We start from the raw sequence: 18771 nt of genomic DNA, 5'->3' as shown, positions 1-18771 counted from the left end.
TTTTTATAATAAAGTAACATATTTTTAATGTTGTAGCAGACAAAAAAGCGGCTATCTCTTTACATAGACGAAGGAGATAGCCGTTTTCCTATTATTACGTATGTTACGAGTTATTACGAGTTGGTTTCAATTGCTTCTAATAATAAATCTACAATGTGAATTCCTCTCATTTTATGAGAAAGATCTTCTCGTTCAATACCTAATTTCATTTGTAATAGACAACCTGGATTTGCAGTAACAATTGTCGCCGCGTCTGTTTCATGCACACGGTCCATTTTATAATCTAGAAATTCCATTGATAACTCTGAATGAACAATATTGTAAATACCAGCAGAACCACAGCAACGGTCCGCATCTTTCATTTCACGGTATGTTGCACCTTGGATTGCTTCTAGTAACATACGAGGTTCAGAAGATGTTCGCATAACATTGCGTAAATGACAAGAGTCTTGATACGTAATGATTTGCGGCGTGAGTCGTAAGTCATTACGTTTATGGAAATCTAGTTCTACTAGTATAGCAGTAATATCTTTAATTTTAGAAACAAATTGCTTTGCGCGCTCAGCCCATTCTGGATCATCCTTTAAAAGGTAATCATAGTCTACGAGGTAAGCTCCGCAACCACCTGCATTCGTAATAATATAATCGATGTTTAAATCTTCGAATGCTTTTATATTTCGTTTTGCTAATTCTTTTGCTCCACTCTTTTCACCAGCATGCCCATGTAATGCCCCGCAGCAACTTTGTGTTTTCGGAATAACGATATCACAACCAGCTAACTGAAGAAGTTTCATCGTTGCGTTATTTGTTTCTAAAAACATCGTATCCATTAAACAACCTGTGAAGAATGCAACTTGTTTTTTCTTTGCCACCTCAGCAGGTAAAAATTCAGGACGATCTTTCATTGCTTTCATTTTAGGGACTTTTGGCAAAACGAGATCTATCGTTGCAAGTGTTTCAGGGAATAACTTCATAATACCAGTTTTATGTGTTAGCGTTTGTAAACCAGAACGCTGGTAAAATCCGATTAGCCCTGTTAATGTTCTCATTCGGTTTTGATGCGGGAATAGTCCTTCAAAAACGACTTTACGAACAGCTCTCACGGGCACTGAGAATTTTTTATTTTGATTAATAATATCACGAGCTTCTTCTAATAAATGTCCATAATTCACACCAGACGGACAAACAGGTTCACAAGCACGACAGCCAAGGCAGACGTTTAATGTATTTTCAACATCTTCATCTGGCTCAATTAAACCATCAGCGACGGCTTTCATTAAGGCGATACGCCCGCGCGGCGAATGTGATTCTTTATATCCAGATTGAATGTAAGTAGGACAAGTCGGTAAACAAAAACCGCATCGCATACAATTTAATAGTTCATCTTCACTTAATCGTTCTTTAAATTCCTTTTGAATGTTTTCTTTATTTAATTTGGTCATCGCTCAACCACCACTCTTTTACGAGAGTCTTTCGCGAACATCTTTCCAGGATTCATAATGTTGTTTGGATCGAAGGCTTGTTTAATCCCTTGCATAGCAGCGATACCTTCTTTACCTAATTTCATTTCTAAATACGGAGCTTTCATCGCGCCAACACCATGTTCACCAGTAATCGTACCACCAAGCTCAATCGCTTTTGCAAATATTTCAGCAAAAGCTTGTTCAGCACGGTGCATTTCTTCTTCATTACGGGCATCTGTCATACAAGTTGGGTGCAAATTACCATCACCAGCATGACCAAAAGTACAAATAGGAATATTATATTTCTTTGCAATTGCATTAATTGCTTCAACCATTGGAGCGATTTGTGAACGTGGTACAGTTGCATCCTCTAATATTGTTGTCGGTTTTAGTCTTGCAAGTGCTGATAGTGCACTACGGCGTGCTGTACGAAGCGCATCTGCTTCGGCTTCATCTTTTGCAACGCGAACATCGACCGCATTCATAGCACGGCAAACGTTAGCCATTTTTTCGATATCTCGATTGACAACCTCGGGCGGGCCGTCTTGTTCAATTAATAAAATTGCTTTAACGTCAGTTGGTAAACCGATTTGTGCAAACTCTTCTACAACTTCAATTGTTGGTTGGTCTAAAAACTCAAGTGTCGCTGGAATAATTTTATTTGCAATAATAGCAGAAACAGCTCGAGCAGCTTCGTTAATATCTTCATATAGCGCAAGCATCGTTTTCTTCGTTTCAGGTATAGGGACAAGTTTTAATATAGCTTCCGTAACAACACCAAGTGTTCCTTCAGAACCAATAAATAAACGAGTTAAATCATAACCAGCTACATCTTTTGCTAATTTACCGCCAGTGCGAATGATATCGCCGTTCGGTAAGACAATTTCAAGCCCCATTACATAATCACGTGTTACGCCATATTTTAAACCACGTAATCCGCCGGAGTTTTCATTAATGTTACCGCCGATTGTAGAAATTTTCATAGAGCTTGGATCTGGTGGATAAAATAAACCTTTTTCTTCTACTGCTTTAATAATATCAAGTGTAATAACACCAGCTTGTACAGTAATTGTTAAATTCTCTTCGTCAATTTCTAAAATATTGTTCATATGGCGGAAAATAAGGACGATACCACCTTCAAGTGGACACGTACCAGCGCAAAGATTTGTTCCAGACCCGCGAACATATACCGGGATTTTATGAGTGTTACACACTTTTAACACGTCTGCTACTTCATTTGTATTACGAGGAGCAATGACTGCATCAGGCATCGCTTGGAAGTTTGGAGTGGCATCATAACTATAAGTTAAACGCCCCATATTGGATGTATCTACATTATCTTCGCCAACAATAGATACGAATGAATCAATAATTTGCTTTTCTAACATTGGAAATCCCCCTCAAACTGTTAACGTATTTAGTAATAATAAAAAACGTTGTAACAGTGCTTTCATTATAATGATAAAAAAGTAGGGGGATTCTTTCTATATACAATCATCTAAAGATTAATCTATTTTATCGTTATTTTTTGTATGATTATCTAATAAGAGGAGTGCGAAGTATAAAACATTTAAATCTTTGAATTGTTTCGGGTCAAGTCCTGTATGTTCTTCAATCTTTTTTAGCCTGTAATGCAGTGTGTTAATGTGTATATGTAATTGCTCAGCTGTTTGCTTATAAGATTGGTTATAATCGATAAATAAACGTAGAGTGTGCATAAGCTCAGGAGATGATACTAAGTTTTCAATAGTACGCTCTAGAAACTGTTCCCGGGTTTCAGTAGAAATATCTTGTAAGCACATTTCTAAACGTAAATCTTCATTAAATACAATTTTTTTCGTTTCAAGTGATACTGAAAGGGCGCGTAGTGCTTGTTCGTACGATAAGTTCATATTGCTTGGCGTAACTGTTTGTCCAATCCCGATATATAAAGTAATAGAAAATAAAGTTTCACAGTCTTGTTTTAAACGTTTTAAAAATTGAAAGGTTTGCTCTTTGGAGTGCATTGTTGTAAACAAAATAAACCGATCATTTCCCCAGCGAACAAATAAATTTTCTTTTGCTAAAATGTTGCGCAGATGTTGCCAAATTTTACGCTGGAGCATCGTATTATCTTGGGCGATTGATAATAAAATAAGTTGTTTCTTCTTATATAAATCAATGCCAAGCGTTTTTGCACGATCGAGAAAACTTGGAGACCAGTCTGTATTTTGAAGCCAATCAAAGACAAATGCTTCATAAGAACGGTGCTCAAGTTCTAGTTGTTCTAAAAAGTAGTTTTCATGAATTAATAATTCGGTCATCTTACGTAATATTTCTCCGTATTGTGAAATATTTTCAGGTTCTCCTGTAATTCCAATCACGCCGATTACTTCGTCATGGAATAGTAAAGGAAGATTCATCCCAGCTTTTACACCTTGCAGTCGTCGTTCATCATCTTTTGTAATAATGACAGTATTCTTTTGTTTCGCACAGAGGAGTGCCCCTTCATGAAATTGACCGATTCTTTCCGCATCTGTACTTGCGATAATAATGCCTTGTATATTAATAATAATAATGTTTTCAGTAATTAATCTGCGTACTTCACGTACAATTTTATTCGCTAAATCAGGAAAAAGCATAATTTGCACACCTCAAATTCTATTTGTTGTACATTATATATGTAAGTTTATTAATAAAGGAAGATTTCACATTTTCCACACATTTATTTGTTACTTTACAATTATAACGAAATCATCCGAAGATGGAGGGAATCTTTTGAGAAAGTATGTTTTTCTTCTCTGTTTTTTATTTCTATTAGTAGGGTGTCAAGGAAGTTCGTATACACCGATTGCTAAAGATAAAAGTGTTATTATAACAACGAATATAAAGGAAGGTAGTATTAGTTTTATTGATAAAAAAACAAAGAAGCTATTAACAACATGGGAATTAAATGAGCCGATTGCGGGGGTTACGCTACTTCCAAATGGCGAGGAAATACTCGTTTATGGTAAGCAATTAGAATATATGTATGTATATTCACTAGCAGAAGGAAGACAAGTGGACAAATATAAGACTGGAAAAGGAATTGCTAATGTTATCGCATCAGATAATGGAAAACAATTATTTGCTGCCGATCAAAATGAACAAAAGGTAAGGTTCTTTACGATAAAAGGAAAAGAGACAGGGAGTGTTTCAACAGGAAAAGGGCCGATAACGATGGTAGAGCATCATAACCAGTTATCTGTACTCAACTTTTATGATACGAAACTAACGACCATTGATACAAAGAAAAAAGAAGTGATACAGTCCTTTATGATTCCGCCAGCATCAACAGGAGCGACGGTTAGCGCTGATGGGAAAGAAATATGGATTGGTGGACATGGTGATGGAAGTCAAGTGAATGAGAAAGTATTAGTGTATTCTTTACAGAGTGGAGAGATGATACGTTCTTTACATGCTCCGTTTATGCCTGTGAATATAACAAAGGATGATAAGTATGTATATGCGCTAAGTCACGGTTCAAATACGCTTAGAAAGTTTGATGCAAGTACGTATCAAGAGGTAGGATTTGCAGAAGTAGGATCTAATCCATTTGCATTTTTGAAAAGCGGTGCAGAAGGATATGTAGCTAGTTATGATAGCGATGAAGTATGCGTAATGGATATGAAGAATATGAAAATAAAACAAACAATTAAAGTCGGTAAAGGACCGTTTCAACTCATAGAGAGAGAAGGGGAAGGGCAATGAGTAAATATAAAGTGCTAGTCGTAGATGACGAAAGTGATATGAGGCAACTTGTCGGAATGTACTTAGATAACTTCGGATACGAGTGGGGAGAAGCTGAAAATGGAAAAGAGGCACTTCGAAAATTAGAGACGGATCATTACGATTTCGTTGTACTAGACATTATGATGCCTGAGATGGATGGGCTTTCAGTTTGTAAAGAGATTCGAAAAACGTCGGATGTACCTATTATATTTTTAACAGCAAAAGGTGAAGAGTGGAATAGGGTGAACGGCTTACGTATGGGAGCAGATGATTATATTGTAAAGCCATTTAGTCCTGGGGAACTAATTGCTCGTATGGAAGCTGTTTTAAGACGATATACAAAGCAAGAACAGCAAGAAGAGATTCAATTTGGACCGATTCTTATTAATGAAAAAAGTAGGAGGGTCGAGACGAATGGTGAGACGATTCCTCTTACGGTAAAAGAGTTCGATTTACTATATTTTCTTTGCCAACATAATGGACAAGTATTTAGCCGGGAACAATTGCTTGAAAAGGTGTGGGGATATGATTATGCAGGAAGTACAAGAACGGTAGATACGCATGTGAAAACGATGCGTCTAAAGCTAGGAGAAAGTGGAAACTACATTCAAACCGTTTGGGGTGTAGGTTATAAATTTGAGGTGTAACGTATGTTTACGATGGTACAAAAGCTTTGGCTTACAGTAGTATGTGCAGTATGTGTAACAGTTTCCTTTCTTTATTTTGTATCTTTATACTCATATGAAAAGTTATACGTTGATAATTTAAAAGATTCATTAGTAATGGAAGGGAAACGTCTTGCCACGCAATATGATAAACGTGAAGGAGTATCCACTTTTGAAGAGAAAGTAAGGGCATATGATCAAATATCTAGTTCAGATGTCCTTTTCGTATACAATCCGCGTGATTTAAGCGCATGTTTGCCTTTTGATGTTCACCATCATTCTCTTATAAGTGAAGGGGATAGACAGGCGCTATTAGATGGGGAAACTGTGACAAAGATAGGGTATGAAGAACATTTTGATCGTAATATTATGGGTGTTGTCATCCCTGTTTTAGATAATAAAAAATTAGTTGGTATTGTATACTCTTATATTCCTTTAAAAAGTATAAAAGACTTAATATTTGATATGGGTCTTATTTTAGCGCCGTTAGCACTTGCAATGATTTTAATTACAATATGGATTGGTAGAAAAATTATTATCGCTATTACGAGACCGCTTTCGCAAATGGAACGAGTTGCAAATCATTTGGCTACTGGAGATTTCTCAGAGCGGATTACAATTTCTTCAGAAGATGAAATTGGACGATTGGGAAAAGCTTTTAATAAAATGGCAAATTCTTTAGAAACAGAAGATGTAAAGCGTAAGGAATTTTTAGCTAATGTTTCGCATGAACTTAGAACACCGCTTAGTTATATTAAAGGATATAGTGAAGCTATTTTAGACGGTGTAGCGAAGGGGCCGCAGCAGGAAAAAGTAACGCAACTTATTCATAAAGAGGCAGGTCGCATGCAGCGCCTCGTTCATGATTTATTAGATCTAGCGCAGCTAGAAGGTGAACACTTTCCCCTAAAGAAACAACCTATCGTTTTTTCACAGCTTATTGAAGATGTACTAGATACGTACGAGTTACAGTTTATAGAAAAAAAACTTCGTATTTCAACGAATTTAAATCCTGAAATTATCGTAATGATTGATGAGGATCGTATGCAACAAGTACTTCATAATGTGTTAGATAATGCGATACGTTATACAAATCAAAACGGGGATATCATAATAACATTAAAGCAAATCGATGATTATTGTGAATTGCACATAAAAGATACAGGAATAGGTATTGACAGAGAGCATTTAGAAAATCTCGGGGAACGCTTTTACCGAGTAGATAAAGCGAGAAGTCGTCAACACGGTGGAACAGGTTTAGGCCTTGCAATTGTAAGGCAAATTGTTCATATACATGATGGTGAGTGGAGAATAGAAAGTGAAAAAGGTAAGGGAACGACAGTTATTATTAAATTAAAAGCACAAGATGAGGAGAGCATATTCTAACTTTTGGAATATGCTCTTCATATTGAAGGTAAATAGTTACGCGTAAATGTATTAATTAATATCAAACAAATATCAAAAAATTGACTATTTTATGAACAAAACATTTGTACTTCTTACTAATTCGTTCTAAAATAGTTATGGATGCTAAGTTCTTATAAAACGTTACAATTGTTGTTTGGAAGATACTGAGGTGATTTAACTGGAGTACAAATCTATTAAACCGAAAAAAATTTACGAAGAAGTATCTGAAGCTATTTTAACAATGATTAAAAATGGTACGTTAAAACCTGGTGACAAACTACTTCCTGTTCATCAATTAGCTGAGCAGTTTCAAGTTGGCAGATCTGCTGTTCGTGAAGCGCTAAGTGCGCTAAGAGCAATGGGCTTAATTGAAATGAAACAAGGAGAAGGTACATATGTAAGGAATTTCGATCCTTCTTCATTAACGAAATCACTAAATAACAAGTTATTAATGAAGAAAGAGGATATTTTGAATTTATTAGAAGTACGGAAGGTGCTCGAAGTGGGGGCAGTTCGAGCGGCAGCGGCAAAACGTACGGAAGCTAATTTACAAAATATGAAGCATTGGTTAGATGAAATGGCAAAGAGCATTGGAGATGAAAAGGCTGGCGAAAAAGCAGACTTTCAGTTCCATATGGGAATTGCAGAGTCTTCGCATAATAACATCTTACTTGAGCTCATGAATCATGTTTCAGAGATGATTGCTGAAACGATTGGTGAATCAAGACGCATTATTTTATATGGTGAACAAACAACATCAGAACGACTTTTAGAAGAGCATCAATCTATATATAATGCGGTGTTAAAGCAAGATGTGGAATTAGCGCAGCAAGCAATGCTAAATCATTTAACAAATGTAGAACATATTGTCACAGGTAAAAGCGATATAAATTCGTAATTTAATCTTTTAATTTTCTAATTTTCTGATAAAATAGAGAGAGATTAAGTAAACGTTTTCTTTAGAAGAGGGAGAGGATAGGCCATGGTTGAGCCTACTTCTTCTAATCTTAGTCATCTGATGACCATATGATTGTTGGCGAAGTTGTAATGAGGGGGAATTATAGTTATGAAAGTCACTTTATTTGTTACTTGTATAGTCGATATGTTTGAAACAAACGTCGGCAAAGCAACAGTTGAAGTATTGGAGCGTTTAGGTTGTGAAATTGAATTTCCAGAAGCACAAGTTTGTTGTGGTCAGCCTGCTTATAATAGCGGCCATGTAGAAGCAGCAAAAGAAGCGATGAAACATATGATTGAAACTTTCGAAGATGCAGAATATATCGTTACGCCATCTGGCTCTTGTGCGACAATGTTTCATGAGTATCCGCATGTTTTTAAAGATGATCCGAAGTGGGCTAAACGTGCACAAAAGGTTGCTGATAAAACATATGAATTCACACAATTTATTGTAGATGTTTTAAAAGTTACAGATGTTGGTGCAAGTTTACCAGGAATAGCTACTATTCATAAATCTTGTCATATGACACGCCTGCTGGGAGTAAAAGAGGCACCAGGAATTTTATTATCAAACGTAAAAGGATTAACTGTGAGAGAACTGCCAAACGTGCAAAATTGTTGTGGGTTTGGGGGAACGTTTTCAGTTAAGATGACTCCAATTTCTGAGCAAATGGTAGATGAAAAAGTAGATAGTGTAATGGAAACAGGTGCTGATTATTTAATCGGTGCAGATTGTGGGTGTTTGTTAAACATTGGCGGACGTATTGAGCGTTTAGGAAAAGAAGTAAAAGTAATGCATATTGCTGAGGTCTTGAATAGTCGCTCATGAAGGGGGAACATAAGCTATGTCTATGAAAATCAGTGAGAAAAAATTTAATGATCGCGTTGGCGATGGAATTCAAGATTCGTTTATGCGCGGAGCAGTATCTTCTGCACAAACGCGTTTATATACAAATCGATTGAAAGCAGCTGAAGAGTTAGGAAACTGGGAAGAGTGGCGTGAACTAGGTGAACAAATTCGTCAACATACGTTAGAAAATCTTGATTATTACTTAATGCAGTTAAGTGAAAATGTATCAAAAAGAGGCGGTCACGTTTACTTTGCGAAAACGAAAGAGGATGCGGCAAAGTACATTCAAGACGTTGCAAAAAAGAAACAAGCGAAGAAAGTTGTAAAATCAAAATCAATGGTAACTGAAGAAATTAGTATGAATCATGCCCTTGAAGAGATTGGTTGTGAAGTGTTAGAGAGTGACTTAGGAGAGTATATCTTACAAGTAGATAACGATCCACCATCACATATTATTGCGCCTGCACTTCATAAAAACAGAACGCAAATTCGTGATGTATTTAAAGAAAAACTTGGATATGAAAATTCTGATGATCCATACGAAATGACAAAGTTTGTTCGTAAACAACTTCGTGAGAAATTTATGGATGCAGAAATTGGTGTGACAGGTTGTAACTTCGCTGTTGCAAATACGGGCTCTCTTTGTTTAGTAACGAACGAAGGTAATGCCGATCTTGTTATGTCGATTCCGAAAACACAAATTGCAGTAATGGGTATGGAACGTATGGTTCCGACAATGGAAGAATTAGATGTTTTAGTTGGTTTACTATGTCGTAGTGCAGTAGGTCAAAAGCTAACAAGTTATGTAACAGTAGCAGGACCAATTCAAGAGGAAGAGGTAGATGGACCAGAAGAGCTTCATTTAGTCGTTGTTGATAATGGCCGCTCTCAAATCCTTGGATCGGAATTCCGTTCAGTATTGCAATGTATTCGTTGTGCTGCTTGTGTCAATGTATGTCCTGTGTATCGTCACGTTGGTGGACATTCATATGGTTCTATTTATTCAGGACCAATTGGTGCAGTGTTAACACCACTTTTAGGTGGATATGATGATTATAAAGAACTTCCTTATGCATCTAGTTTATGCGGAGCGTGTACGGAAGCTTGTCCAGTAAAGATTCCGTTACATGATTTATTATTAAAACATCGTCAAGTTATCGTTGAGCAAGAAGGACGTGCCCCACTTGCAGAGAAATTAGCAATGAAAATGTTTAGTATGGGCGCATCTTCAGCAGCTTTATATAAAATGGGATCAAAAATAGCACCGGCAGCAATGAGTCCATTTACATCTGGCAATCGTGTATCAAAAGGTGTTGGTCCACTTAAAAACTGGACGGAGATTCGTGAATTCCCGGCTCCAAGTAAAGAACGATTCCGTGATTGGTATAAAGATCATAAGAAAGGCGGGGACAAATAATGACAGGATTAATTCAAAACCGTGAGTCCTTTCTAGATAATATCGCAAAAGAACTTGGGCGCGCGCGTAAAACAGAAGGCGTAGAACGTCCAGCATGGAAAAGTAATGTGAATGTAGAAACGTTAAAAGATTATTCACAAGAAGAATTGTTAGAAGTATTTAAAAATCAATGTACAAACATTCATACAACTGTTGTGGAAACGACAAACGACCGTTTACGTGAAGATATTCAAAAAGTAATCGTTGAAAACGGCGGAGGACCTATTATATTATCAGCAGATGAACGTTTTGATTCCTATGGATTGACTTCTTTATTTAAAGAAGAGCTTCCAAAGCAAAATGTTGAAGTAAATGTATGGGATCCTGAGAAAAAAGAAGAGAATATGCGTATAGCGGAAAAAGCGAATATTGGAATCGCATTTAGTGATTATACATTAGCTGAATCTGGTACGATTGTTGTACAAAGTCATAAAGGACAAGGGCGTTCTTTACACTTTTTACCGACTGTATACTTTGCTATTATTCCACGTGAAACACTTGTACCTCGCATTACACAAGCAGTTCAACATATGAACTCTCGTGTGGAAAAAGGTGAAGCAGTCGCATCTTGTATTAACTTTATTACAGGACCAAGTAACTCTGCGGATATTGAAATGAATCTTGTTGTCGGAGTACATGGACCATTAAAAGCAGTATATTTCATCGTATAAAATAGGGGAAAGCAGGCCGGAAAACGGCCTGCTTTTTTAATAGAATAAAGATAATATGAAGTAGAAGTTCTCTCCTTTTTTTGTTATGTTCTTTTGGAAAGGAGAGGAAGGGATGTTCACTTATTTATATGCATTGTTAATGGGTATGGTGTTTGGTTCTTTTTTTATGGTGATTGCGATGAGAGTTCCAGTAGGGGAATCTATTATTACACCGCGTTCGTACTGTTATTACTGCAAGTATACGTTAAAGCCGAAAGAACTGATTCCAATCATTTCATTTTGTATACAAAAAGGGCGTTGTACGAATTGTAAGAGGAAAATCTCAAGTTTGTACATAGTATTTGAATTTGTTACAGGTAGTTTGTTTTTTCTTACTGTATATGTAATTGGAATAGAACGAGAGCTCATCATCACTTTATCGCTCTTTTCTTTACTTCTTATTATTTCAGTTACAGATTTAGTATATATGCTAATACCTAATCGTATTTTAATTTGGTTTGCGCTTTTGCTTATTTTAGAATGTATTTTTGTACCGTTAGTTACTTGGATAGATAGTTTAGCTGGTAGTGGAACTATATTCATTTTGTTATATTGCATGCAAAGGATTTATCCAGATGGTCTTGGCGGAGGTGATGTAAAATTACTTTCGTTACTCGGATTTATAGTGGGAGTGAAAGGGGTTTTTATAACTTTATTTTTAGCATCTTGCTTTAGTCTTTGTTTTTTCGGAATAGGTATAGCGTTAAAACGTATAAAAATAATAACCCCAATTCCGTTTGGACCTTTTATTAGCCTTGGAGCAATATGTTATGTGTTGGTCACATATGCAAAATAGAGAGGAGATAGAAAATGAATGTATATATGGATGATCAAAGAAGTTGCCCGTACGGATATGTTTTGGCAACTACAGTAGAATCTGCATTACAATTTGTTCGGAGTAATAAGGTAAACATCCTCTCTCTTGATTTTAACATGGGATGGAGGCAAAAGAATGGGTTAGATTTTGTAGAAGTCTTTTGTACAGAAGGTCTATATGTTAATGAAATTCACCTTCATACAAATGATGTCATCGGTATGCATCAGATGAAACAGAGAATAGAGAGAGGGAAGGAAGAACGGGAAATTAATCCTTGTATTGCCTTGAAATATGTAGGAAGCTAAAACCTCCAAAGTGAAACTTAAACAGACTATAATAAGAAGAGGATAATATGTCCAATATGAGGACGTAGTATCCTCTTTTTTCTTGCATTGTATATTATATAAACAGAGATTAAACATAGTTTATTATGTATACAATGAATTTTAAAAGAGCCGAAAATAAAAAGAACCACTTTCTGTTAGAGAGTGGCTTTGTATAAGTACGATTACTACATCTTATAGAGCGCGTATGTAAGTAATTACTTAAATGCATATCGTCTTATTTACTGGAAGAATAACCCATGTTATATTACTTTCTAATCAGTCTCGTTAAAGCCATCCCAAGAAATCCAGCACCCATTCCTATTAGCCATCCAGTTTGGGTATTTCCTAACATAGATCCCACTCCTCCACCAAGAAACATGCAGCCAACGAATACTAATCCTCCAATTCCCCAGTTCGGCCGATCCATAATTCAATCACACCCTTTCAATAAAACATACGCTATTAGCTACCTAAACTTTCTTGCATAGAATATGTTAATTATTTTGCTAGAGATGGTGTAGTTATTCGGCTTAAATTTAGCAACTTTCAGGGAATTCAAAAGACGTGGAGATTGACCGATTTGAAGGAATTGCAGGAGGAGAATTTTATTTTTTTGTATTATAATAACTTAAGGGTTGTGGAACAAATTCTTCTTCAACTAACTAGCTAATAAAGGTCTGGTGATTTTCGACAATCGGGCGCTTTAATGGAATAAAAGGAGAGCATATATTAGTCATGTATAATATGTGCTTTCCTTTATTTTTAGAGATTTTTATAATTTAAGTCTTGATAAGTGATACTTTAGAGTTTTTAATGTTTCATATGTGCTTGTAAAGGAATAATTTCCTCTGTTTGAGCTGCTACTAATTCAGCTTCTTCTTGTTTAGCAACAGGTGCTTTCTTTGTTAAGTAATGATATACCATACCGACAAATACTGATCCGCCAATAATGTTACCGATTGTAACTGGAATTAAGTTATGAATAGCCCCAGCGAAAGTAATTGTATCAGGATGTGGTGAAACTAAAGATAAGGCAAACAATGATAAGTTTGCGATGCTATGCTCATAGCCAGATAAGAAGAATGTGAAAACGAGCATCATTATCATCAATATTTTTGCTGTATCACCTTTTACTTGAGAAGGTAAGAAGCAGGCAAGACATACGAGCCAGTTACATAAAATTGCTTTAAAGAATAATTGCATTGTAGGTGTGTTCATTTTACCTTCAACGACTGTATTCATTAAATGACCGTGATCAATTGCTCCGAAAATGCCAGTTGCGTAAAATAGTAAGGCAAAGAATAAAGCGCCAGCTAAGTTACCTGCATAACAAGCAACCCAGTTACGAAGTGTATCAGAAATCGTTGTTTCTTTTCGTAAAGTTGCCACTGTGAAATACATTGTATTTCCAGTAAATAGTTCAGCACCGCCATATATAATAAGTACGAGGGCAATTCCGAAAAACATGGACTCAGCTAAATAGGTTGCTGGTGAATCTGCAATGTGAAAAAAGTTACCTAATTTAAAACATAGTACAATAACAAAACCGATATAAATACCAGCAAGTGCAGCACGAATGAAATATTGCATTGGGTTTGTATCTAGCATTTGCTTTTTGCTCTTAGCCAGTTTTACAACATAATCTAATCCTTGTTCTAGCATGAGTAATACGCTCCTTTAGTACATCGTCTATAAATACTCCTTATATGAATAAAGTACATGGATTTGTTCTCATTTTCAATAAGTTTGTTCAATGTTTCACAAAAAGGACATACATCTGGAAAGAAAGCGTTTACAAAAGGTAGTATAATGGAATTTTTTCTAAAAATAGAGAGGGTTGAAACGAGGGAAAAAGAAAAAGCGCTGTAATTACAGCGCTTTTTCGTCTAAATTCTTTTCTACTTTTACTTCTACTTCTTTCGAGAAGAACCAACCGCCAACTGCGATTCCAATTAATACAATCCAGAATGTAAGCTTCCACGGAGTAGATTCTGGGAATGAATGTGGAAGGACACCTAAAGCAGGGTGTGCTAGCGTATAAATCGCTAATTTCACACCAACCCAACCTACAATTAAGAATGCTGCAGTTTCAAGTCCTGGTTTACGTTTTAATATTTGTACGAAAGCAGTTGCTGCAAATCGCATTATAACTAATCCGATAAGTCCACCTGTAAAGATAACGATAAATTGACCTGTATCAAGACTACCAATCGTACCTAATCCTGTTTTCGGTAAAGTCACTGCTAATGCAACAGCAGCTAAAATTGAATCAACAGCGAAGGCGATATCAGCAACTTCGACTTTAAATACAGTCCACCAAAAGTTCTCTTGTTTTTTCTTTGCTTCTTTTTCTTCTGTTTCTTCATGTGAATTCTTTTTAACATACGTTTTAAATAAGTGATTCCCCGCGATAAACATAAGATAAATCGCACCAATTGCTTGCACTTGCCATACATCTACTAGGAACGAAATCATAAATAGTGATCCGAAGCGGAAAACGAATGCTCCTGCTAATCCATAAAATAGTGCTTTCTTTCGTTTTTCTTCTGGTAAATGTTTTACCATGATTGCGAGAACGAGAGCGTTATCAGCCGCTAAAATCCCCTCTAGTGCAATTAGGATGAGTAATACCCAACCATACTCCAATAATAATGATACATCCATGTACATTCTCCTCTCATTTCTATAAAGACTAAACAAGTGAAGAAGTTCCCCACTGTTTAGTTTCCCCATACTCCTGCGTATCAACGGTGGAAGGAATTTGAAAACAAAAAAGACCTCTGCCGTTGATAGGCAAAGGTCTTGCTAGACATATGTAATGAAAATGCCAACAAAGCCGGAAGAACTAAGTTCTACGTAATGACGACTTTGTTTCCAAGAAATAGTTCTTGGACGCTACTCCCCTTTGGAGATATGCTATTGTATTCTCATTATATGGATAATTTATACGGTTGTCAACCTGTTAAAATATCTTCGTTGGGATATTTTATTTTTCTTTGTTTTTTACGTGCAAATGAAAAGGCTAATGTTAAAGGCCCCATCTTTCCAAAAAACATCATAAAGATAATAATTGTTTTGCCGATGATTGTTAAGTGTGGCGTCAAATTCATACTAAGGCCGACAGTTCCAAATGCTGAAAATACTTCAAAAGCACTCATTAATAAAGGAACTTTTTCAGTGATGCTTAAAATTAAAATGGAAAGAAAAATAAACGAAATTGAAATAATAGTAATCGTTAATGATTTGACAATGAGCGTATCTTTAATGGATTTTTTAAATACGACAATATCATCTTGTTCTTGCAAAAATTTAAATACGCCTAAAAACATAATTAAAAAAGTTGTTAACTTAATCCCGCCACCAGTAGAAGCACTACCAGCACCAATAAACATAAGAAGCATCATTAATAAAAGAGAAGGTTTTGATAATGCAGAGATATCAACAGTATTAAAACCGGCAGTACGCGTTGAAATCGCTTGGAAATAAGCAGCCATACCTTCTTCAAATGGTGTAAAACCTCTCATGGAAATTGAATTATGAAACTCGAATATGAAAATAAAAATTGTAGCAATAATATTGACGATAAGAGTAGAAGAGAGCATAAGCTTTGAGTGCAAAGTAAGGTTTTTAAAGTTTTTCTTTCTTTTTATATCTACGATAACCGTAAAACCAATCCCACCTAAAATAATGAGGGAAGAAATAACGAGATTGACGAGAATACTATGGGAGTGCGACATTAAATTATCGCTCCACACAGAAAACCCAGCATTGTTAAAGGCTGAGATAGAATGAAAAAAGCTGTAATATATCCCTTTGGCAACCCCGTATTTTGGTACCCATTCAAAGGAGAGAAATAAAGTAGCGATACATTCTACAGTAAAAGAAAATAAAAATAACGCTTTTGCAAGACGAATGATTCCGCCGACATTTGTTTGGTTTAATGCTTGTTGTAATAAAATCCGGTTTTGAAGGCCGATTTTTCTGCCGAGCATAATTGCGATTAAAACAGCAAAGCTCATAATGCCAAGCCCGCCAACTTGTATAAGTGTTAAAATGACACATTGGCCAAATAAGGTAAATACTTTACCAGTGTCCACAACACCAAGCCCTGTAACCGTACAAGCAGAAACCGTTGTAAATAAGGCATCGAGCCATGAAATAGACGTTGTTGTAGCAATTGGCAATTTCAATAGGCATGTACCGATAATCGATAGTATAATAAAAGATACAGTAAGAACACGGGGAGGACTCATGCTAATGTTAATCCGTTTCATTTCACATATCGTTCCTTTCGATTTGCTCTTACTAGTATGTGAAGAAGCACTATTATGTATGTTAAAAAAGAAAGAGGCAGAGAATATCTGCCTCTAAGCCATAGGTTATATAGTTATCCGCGTAATTGTTGTTGAGCTAAAGCAACAAGACGTTTCGTTACTTCACCGCCAACTGATCCGTTAGAACGAGAAGCTGTATTAGATCCTAAGCTTACACCGAATTCTTGTGCGATTTCATATTTGAATTGTTCAAGTGCTTGCTCTGCACCCGGAACTAGTAATTTGTTTGTTTTCACCATGTTGATACACATCCTTAAAGAGTAATCCAGTTTAGCTAAGTGCTATCTGGTAATGTTATTTTATGTGTAAACGACGTACTCATACACGGAAGTAAACGGTGTGATTAGAAGTTCTTGGATAGAAAAAAGAGTAGCAAATTTGCTACTCTTTTTTCAGTATTGTCGCTGTACCTTCTACGACAATATCATCAGATTGATTATATATGTTTGTTTGCAATGTGATGATTTTTTTATCGTCCCGCTTTTTAATAACTTCTGCCACAACGCGAAGTGTATCACCGATTTTGACAGGAGCACGGAATGAAACGTTTTGTGATAAATAAATCGTATTTTTGCCAGGGAGTTTCGTTCCAAGAATGGTAGAAATAAAACTTGAAACGAGCATGCCATGGGCAATACGTTCTTTGAACATTGTCGTTTTTGCAAAAGAGTCTAGAATGTGAATAGGATTTACATCTCCAGTCAATTTTGCAAAATTGATAACGTCCTCATCCGTAATTTTTTTTGTAAGTGATGCTTGATCACCGACTTGAATCTCATCGTAACGAAGCTCTGGAACAGTTTGTGCTTCTTGAAATGGATTCATTTTGTCCTCCTTCTTTTCCATATCGAAAAATGTAAGCCATCTTGATGTAGTAGGAGGAAGAAAGAGTTTTGTTTGTGCTGCAGTTAGTTGCCACATTTTTCTTATTTGATGGAAGTAAATAGATTTTTTGAGTTTTCCTCGAACTGCTTTGCGAGTTCTAGTTGTTTGGACTTGAACTCTCCCAAAAAAACTTCTAACTGTTTTTGAACCTCTTCACGCTGCGACTGTTGCTGTTCGATAAAGTGTTTTGTTGTTTCTTCAAATTGGCCGCTAGTTTGAGTAAGAATAGACAAAGATGTTTTCGTAGGCGAAACAGTAAGTTGGTGCATTTGATTAGAAAGCTCATTCCACTTTTCTTGCCACTCGTTAATTTGATCATTTAAGGAGTTTCCAGTTAATTGCTTCACATAGTCTGTATATTGGTTATTGAACTGAGCAGTGAATTGGTGTAGTTCTTTTTCTAGTTCATTTACTCCTGATGTTAATTTATGCAAAGCGTCTTGTTGTTGTTTTAACGTTTCTAAAGTAAGTTGCTCTAATTGTTTCCCAGCTGAAGAGAAGAGGGAAAGAGATTGAGACCAGTTTTTCCAAAATGCATCGACTAATTCGTATGGCTTAGTTTCCATTGTGTGACCTCCAAATGTTTTTTTGCATATTGTGAACGCAGATTACTCTGCTGTACCACCAGGTGAAGATGAAGAATCCTTTTCATCCTTTTCTGGAGAAGTAGAAAATGGAAAGAATGCATTGGTGTATAACGTGAAAAACGTCCGCAACATATTTTGATAATGTTCAAAAGAAGTCGCACATGTTGTTAAATATTGCTCTCCATATTCTGTTAAAGAATAAATTCGTTTCGCTGGCCCGCCTTCGCTTGTATCCCAAGTAGAAGAAATAAGATTTTCTTTTTCTAATTTGCGTAGTGTCCTATACACATTACCTTGGTCAACAGAAGAAAAGCCGATGTCCATTAGCATTTGAATAAGTTTGTAACCATGAAGACTCCAGTCTTTTAGACAGAGAAGTAAGAAAGGAACTAAGAAGTTTTTTGGCATGGAGTTTGGTTGTTTCGCTTGGTTTTTTTCCAAACTTTCTGGGTGTTCTGGTTCATTATGTAGCATGATTGTGCATCACCTCATGAATCAGTTAGATGGAATTTTTTGCTTATAAGTGCAATTTACACCTATCTGTTTTTAATGTCAATACATTTG

At 36.0% G+C, this 18771-nt stretch carries 20 protein-coding genes and 1 riboswitch; of the genes, 9 read left to right on the top strand and 11 right to left on the bottom strand.

The genetic code is table 11. The features are described from left to right. Positions 1–113: 113 nt before the first annotated feature. From AB3X48_RS07595 to AB3X48_RS07585, 3 genes are all read right to left on the bottom strand, one after another. Positions 114–1442 (bottom strand): (Fe-S)-binding protein, encoded by a 1329-nt coding sequence (locus AB3X48_RS07595; protein ID WP_199715335.1) that lies wholly within the window; start codon positions 1440–1442, stop codon positions 114–116. Beyond that, complete coding sequence (glcD, locus tag AB3X48_RS07590) at positions 1439–2851, bottom strand: glycolate oxidase subunit GlcD (protein WP_016104233.1); 1413 nt, start codon at positions 2849–2851, stop codon at positions 1439–1441. The genes AB3X48_RS07595 and glcD overlap by 4 nt, the downstream gene beginning before the upstream one ends. Before the next feature lie 117 nt (positions 2852–2968). Further along, complete coding sequence (locus tag AB3X48_RS07585) at positions 2969–4084, bottom strand: CdaR family transcriptional regulator (RefSeq protein ID WP_016104234.1); 1116 nt, start codon at positions 4082–4084, stop codon at positions 2969–2971. Positions 4085–4220: 136 nt separating this feature from the next. On the opposite strand from AB3X48_RS07585, the gene AB3X48_RS07580 reads away from it, so the two are divergent. The 9 genes from AB3X48_RS07580 to AB3X48_RS07540 all read left to right on the top strand — a co-directional run bounded on the left by AB3X48_RS07580 (position 4221) and on the right by AB3X48_RS07540 (position 12380). Beyond that, positions 4221–5192 (top strand): YncE family protein, encoded by a 972-nt coding sequence (locus tag AB3X48_RS07580; protein WP_016104235.1) that lies wholly within the window; start codon positions 4221–4223, stop codon positions 5190–5192. Beyond that, a complete protein-coding gene (locus tag AB3X48_RS07575; RefSeq protein WP_002158760.1) occupies positions 5189–5860 on the top strand; it encodes a response regulator transcription factor in 672 nt (223 codons plus the stop codon). Before AB3X48_RS07580 ends, AB3X48_RS07575 begins: the two co-directional genes overlap by 4 nt. A 3-nt stretch (positions 5861–5863) precedes the next feature. Continuing rightward, a complete protein-coding gene (locus AB3X48_RS07570; protein WP_016104236.1) occupies positions 5864–7264 on the top strand; it encodes a sensor histidine kinase in 1401 nt (466 codons plus the stop codon). A gap of 229 nt (positions 7265–7493) precedes the next feature. After that, the gene (locus AB3X48_RS07565) at positions 7494–8183 is read left to right on the top strand and encodes a FadR/GntR family transcriptional regulator (RefSeq protein WP_256416076.1); all 690 of its coding nucleotides are present in this window, start codon (positions 7494–7496) and stop codon (positions 8181–8183) included. Positions 8184–8351: 168 nt separating this feature from the next. Beyond that, positions 8352–9071: a lactate utilization iron-sulfur protein LutA gene (gene lutA, locus AB3X48_RS07560; protein WP_002149679.1), complete on the top strand. Its 720-nt coding sequence runs from the start codon at positions 8352–8354 to the stop codon at positions 9069–9071. Between the two features lie 16 nt (positions 9072–9087). Beyond that, on the top strand, positions 9088–10509 hold the full coding sequence (locus AB3X48_RS07555) for a LutB/LldF family L-lactate oxidation iron-sulfur protein (protein ID WP_367959208.1): 1422 nt from the start codon (positions 9088–9090) through the stop codon (positions 10507–10509). Continuing rightward, a complete protein-coding gene (locus AB3X48_RS07550) occupies positions 10509–11219 on the top strand; it encodes a LutC/YkgG family protein (protein ID WP_016104238.1) in 711 nt (236 codons plus the stop codon). Before AB3X48_RS07555 ends, AB3X48_RS07550 begins: the two co-directional genes overlap by 1 nt. A gap of 112 nt (positions 11220–11331) precedes the next feature. Next, positions 11332–12054, top strand: coding sequence for a prepilin peptidase (locus AB3X48_RS07545; RefSeq protein WP_016104239.1), 723 nt, complete (start codon positions 11332–11334; stop codon positions 12052–12054). A 14-nt stretch (positions 12055–12068) separates the two neighbouring features. Beyond that, positions 12069–12380, top strand: coding sequence for a cyclic-phosphate processing receiver domain-containing protein (locus AB3X48_RS07540; RefSeq protein WP_016104240.1), 312 nt, complete (start codon positions 12069–12071; stop codon positions 12378–12380). 286 nt (positions 12381–12666) lie between these two features. Here the strand turns inward: AB3X48_RS07540 and AB3X48_RS07535 are convergent, their stop codons facing one another. The 8 genes from AB3X48_RS07535 to phaQ form a co-directional block, all read right to left on the bottom strand. Continuing rightward, positions 12667–12828: a hypothetical protein gene (locus tag AB3X48_RS07535; protein ID WP_016100337.1), complete on the bottom strand. Its 162-nt coding sequence runs from the start codon at positions 12826–12828 to the stop codon at positions 12667–12669. Between the two features lie 383 nt (positions 12829–13211). Then, entirely contained in the window at positions 13212–14063 is an 852-nt protein-coding gene (locus tag AB3X48_RS07530) for a formate/nitrite transporter family protein (protein ID WP_016104241.1), read from the bottom strand. A gap of 207 nt (positions 14064–14270) precedes the next feature. Beyond that, entirely contained in the window at positions 14271–15065 is a 795-nt protein-coding gene (locus AB3X48_RS07525) for a TerC family protein (protein WP_002158752.1), read from the bottom strand. A 79-nt stretch (positions 15066–15144) separates the two neighbouring features. Beyond that, a riboswitch (yybP-ykoY riboswitch) is annotated at positions 15145–15317 on the bottom strand. Between the two features lie 38 nt (positions 15318–15355). After that, positions 15356–16675, bottom strand: coding sequence for a TrkH family potassium uptake protein (locus AB3X48_RS07520; protein WP_016104242.1), 1320 nt, complete (start codon positions 16673–16675; stop codon positions 15356–15358). 113 nt (positions 16676–16788) lie between these two features. After that, positions 16789–16974: an alpha/beta-type small acid-soluble spore protein gene (locus tag AB3X48_RS07515; protein WP_000241212.1), complete on the bottom strand. Its 186-nt coding sequence runs from the start codon at positions 16972–16974 to the stop codon at positions 16789–16791. Between the two features lie 142 nt (positions 16975–17116). Next, positions 17117–17560 carry a MaoC family dehydratase gene (locus AB3X48_RS07510; RefSeq protein ID WP_001067911.1) on the bottom strand — a complete coding sequence of 148 codons (444 nt, stop codon included), beginning with the start codon at positions 17558–17560 and terminating at the stop codon, positions 17117–17119. A 101-nt stretch (positions 17561–17661) separates the two neighbouring features. Beyond that, positions 17662–18186, bottom strand: a complete 525-nt coding sequence (gene phaP, locus AB3X48_RS07505) for a polyhydroxyalkanoic acid inclusion protein PhaP (protein ID WP_002158750.1) — start codon at positions 18184–18186, stop codon at positions 17662–17664. Positions 18187–18228: 42 nt separating this feature from the next. Continuing rightward, complete coding sequence (gene phaQ, locus AB3X48_RS07500; protein ID WP_000903018.1) at positions 18229–18681, bottom strand: poly-beta-hydroxybutyrate-responsive repressor; 453 nt, start codon at positions 18679–18681, stop codon at positions 18229–18231. Positions 18682–18771: the final 90 nt, after the last annotated feature.

The organism is Bacillus sp. S4, assembly GCF_040838205.1.
Classification (GTDB): domain Bacteria; phylum Bacillota; class Bacilli; order Bacillales; family Bacillaceae_G; genus Bacillus_A; species Bacillus_A cereus_U.
The sequence above is the reverse complement of the archived record's forward strand: the minus strand, read 5'-3'. Positions and strand labels throughout refer to the sequence as shown.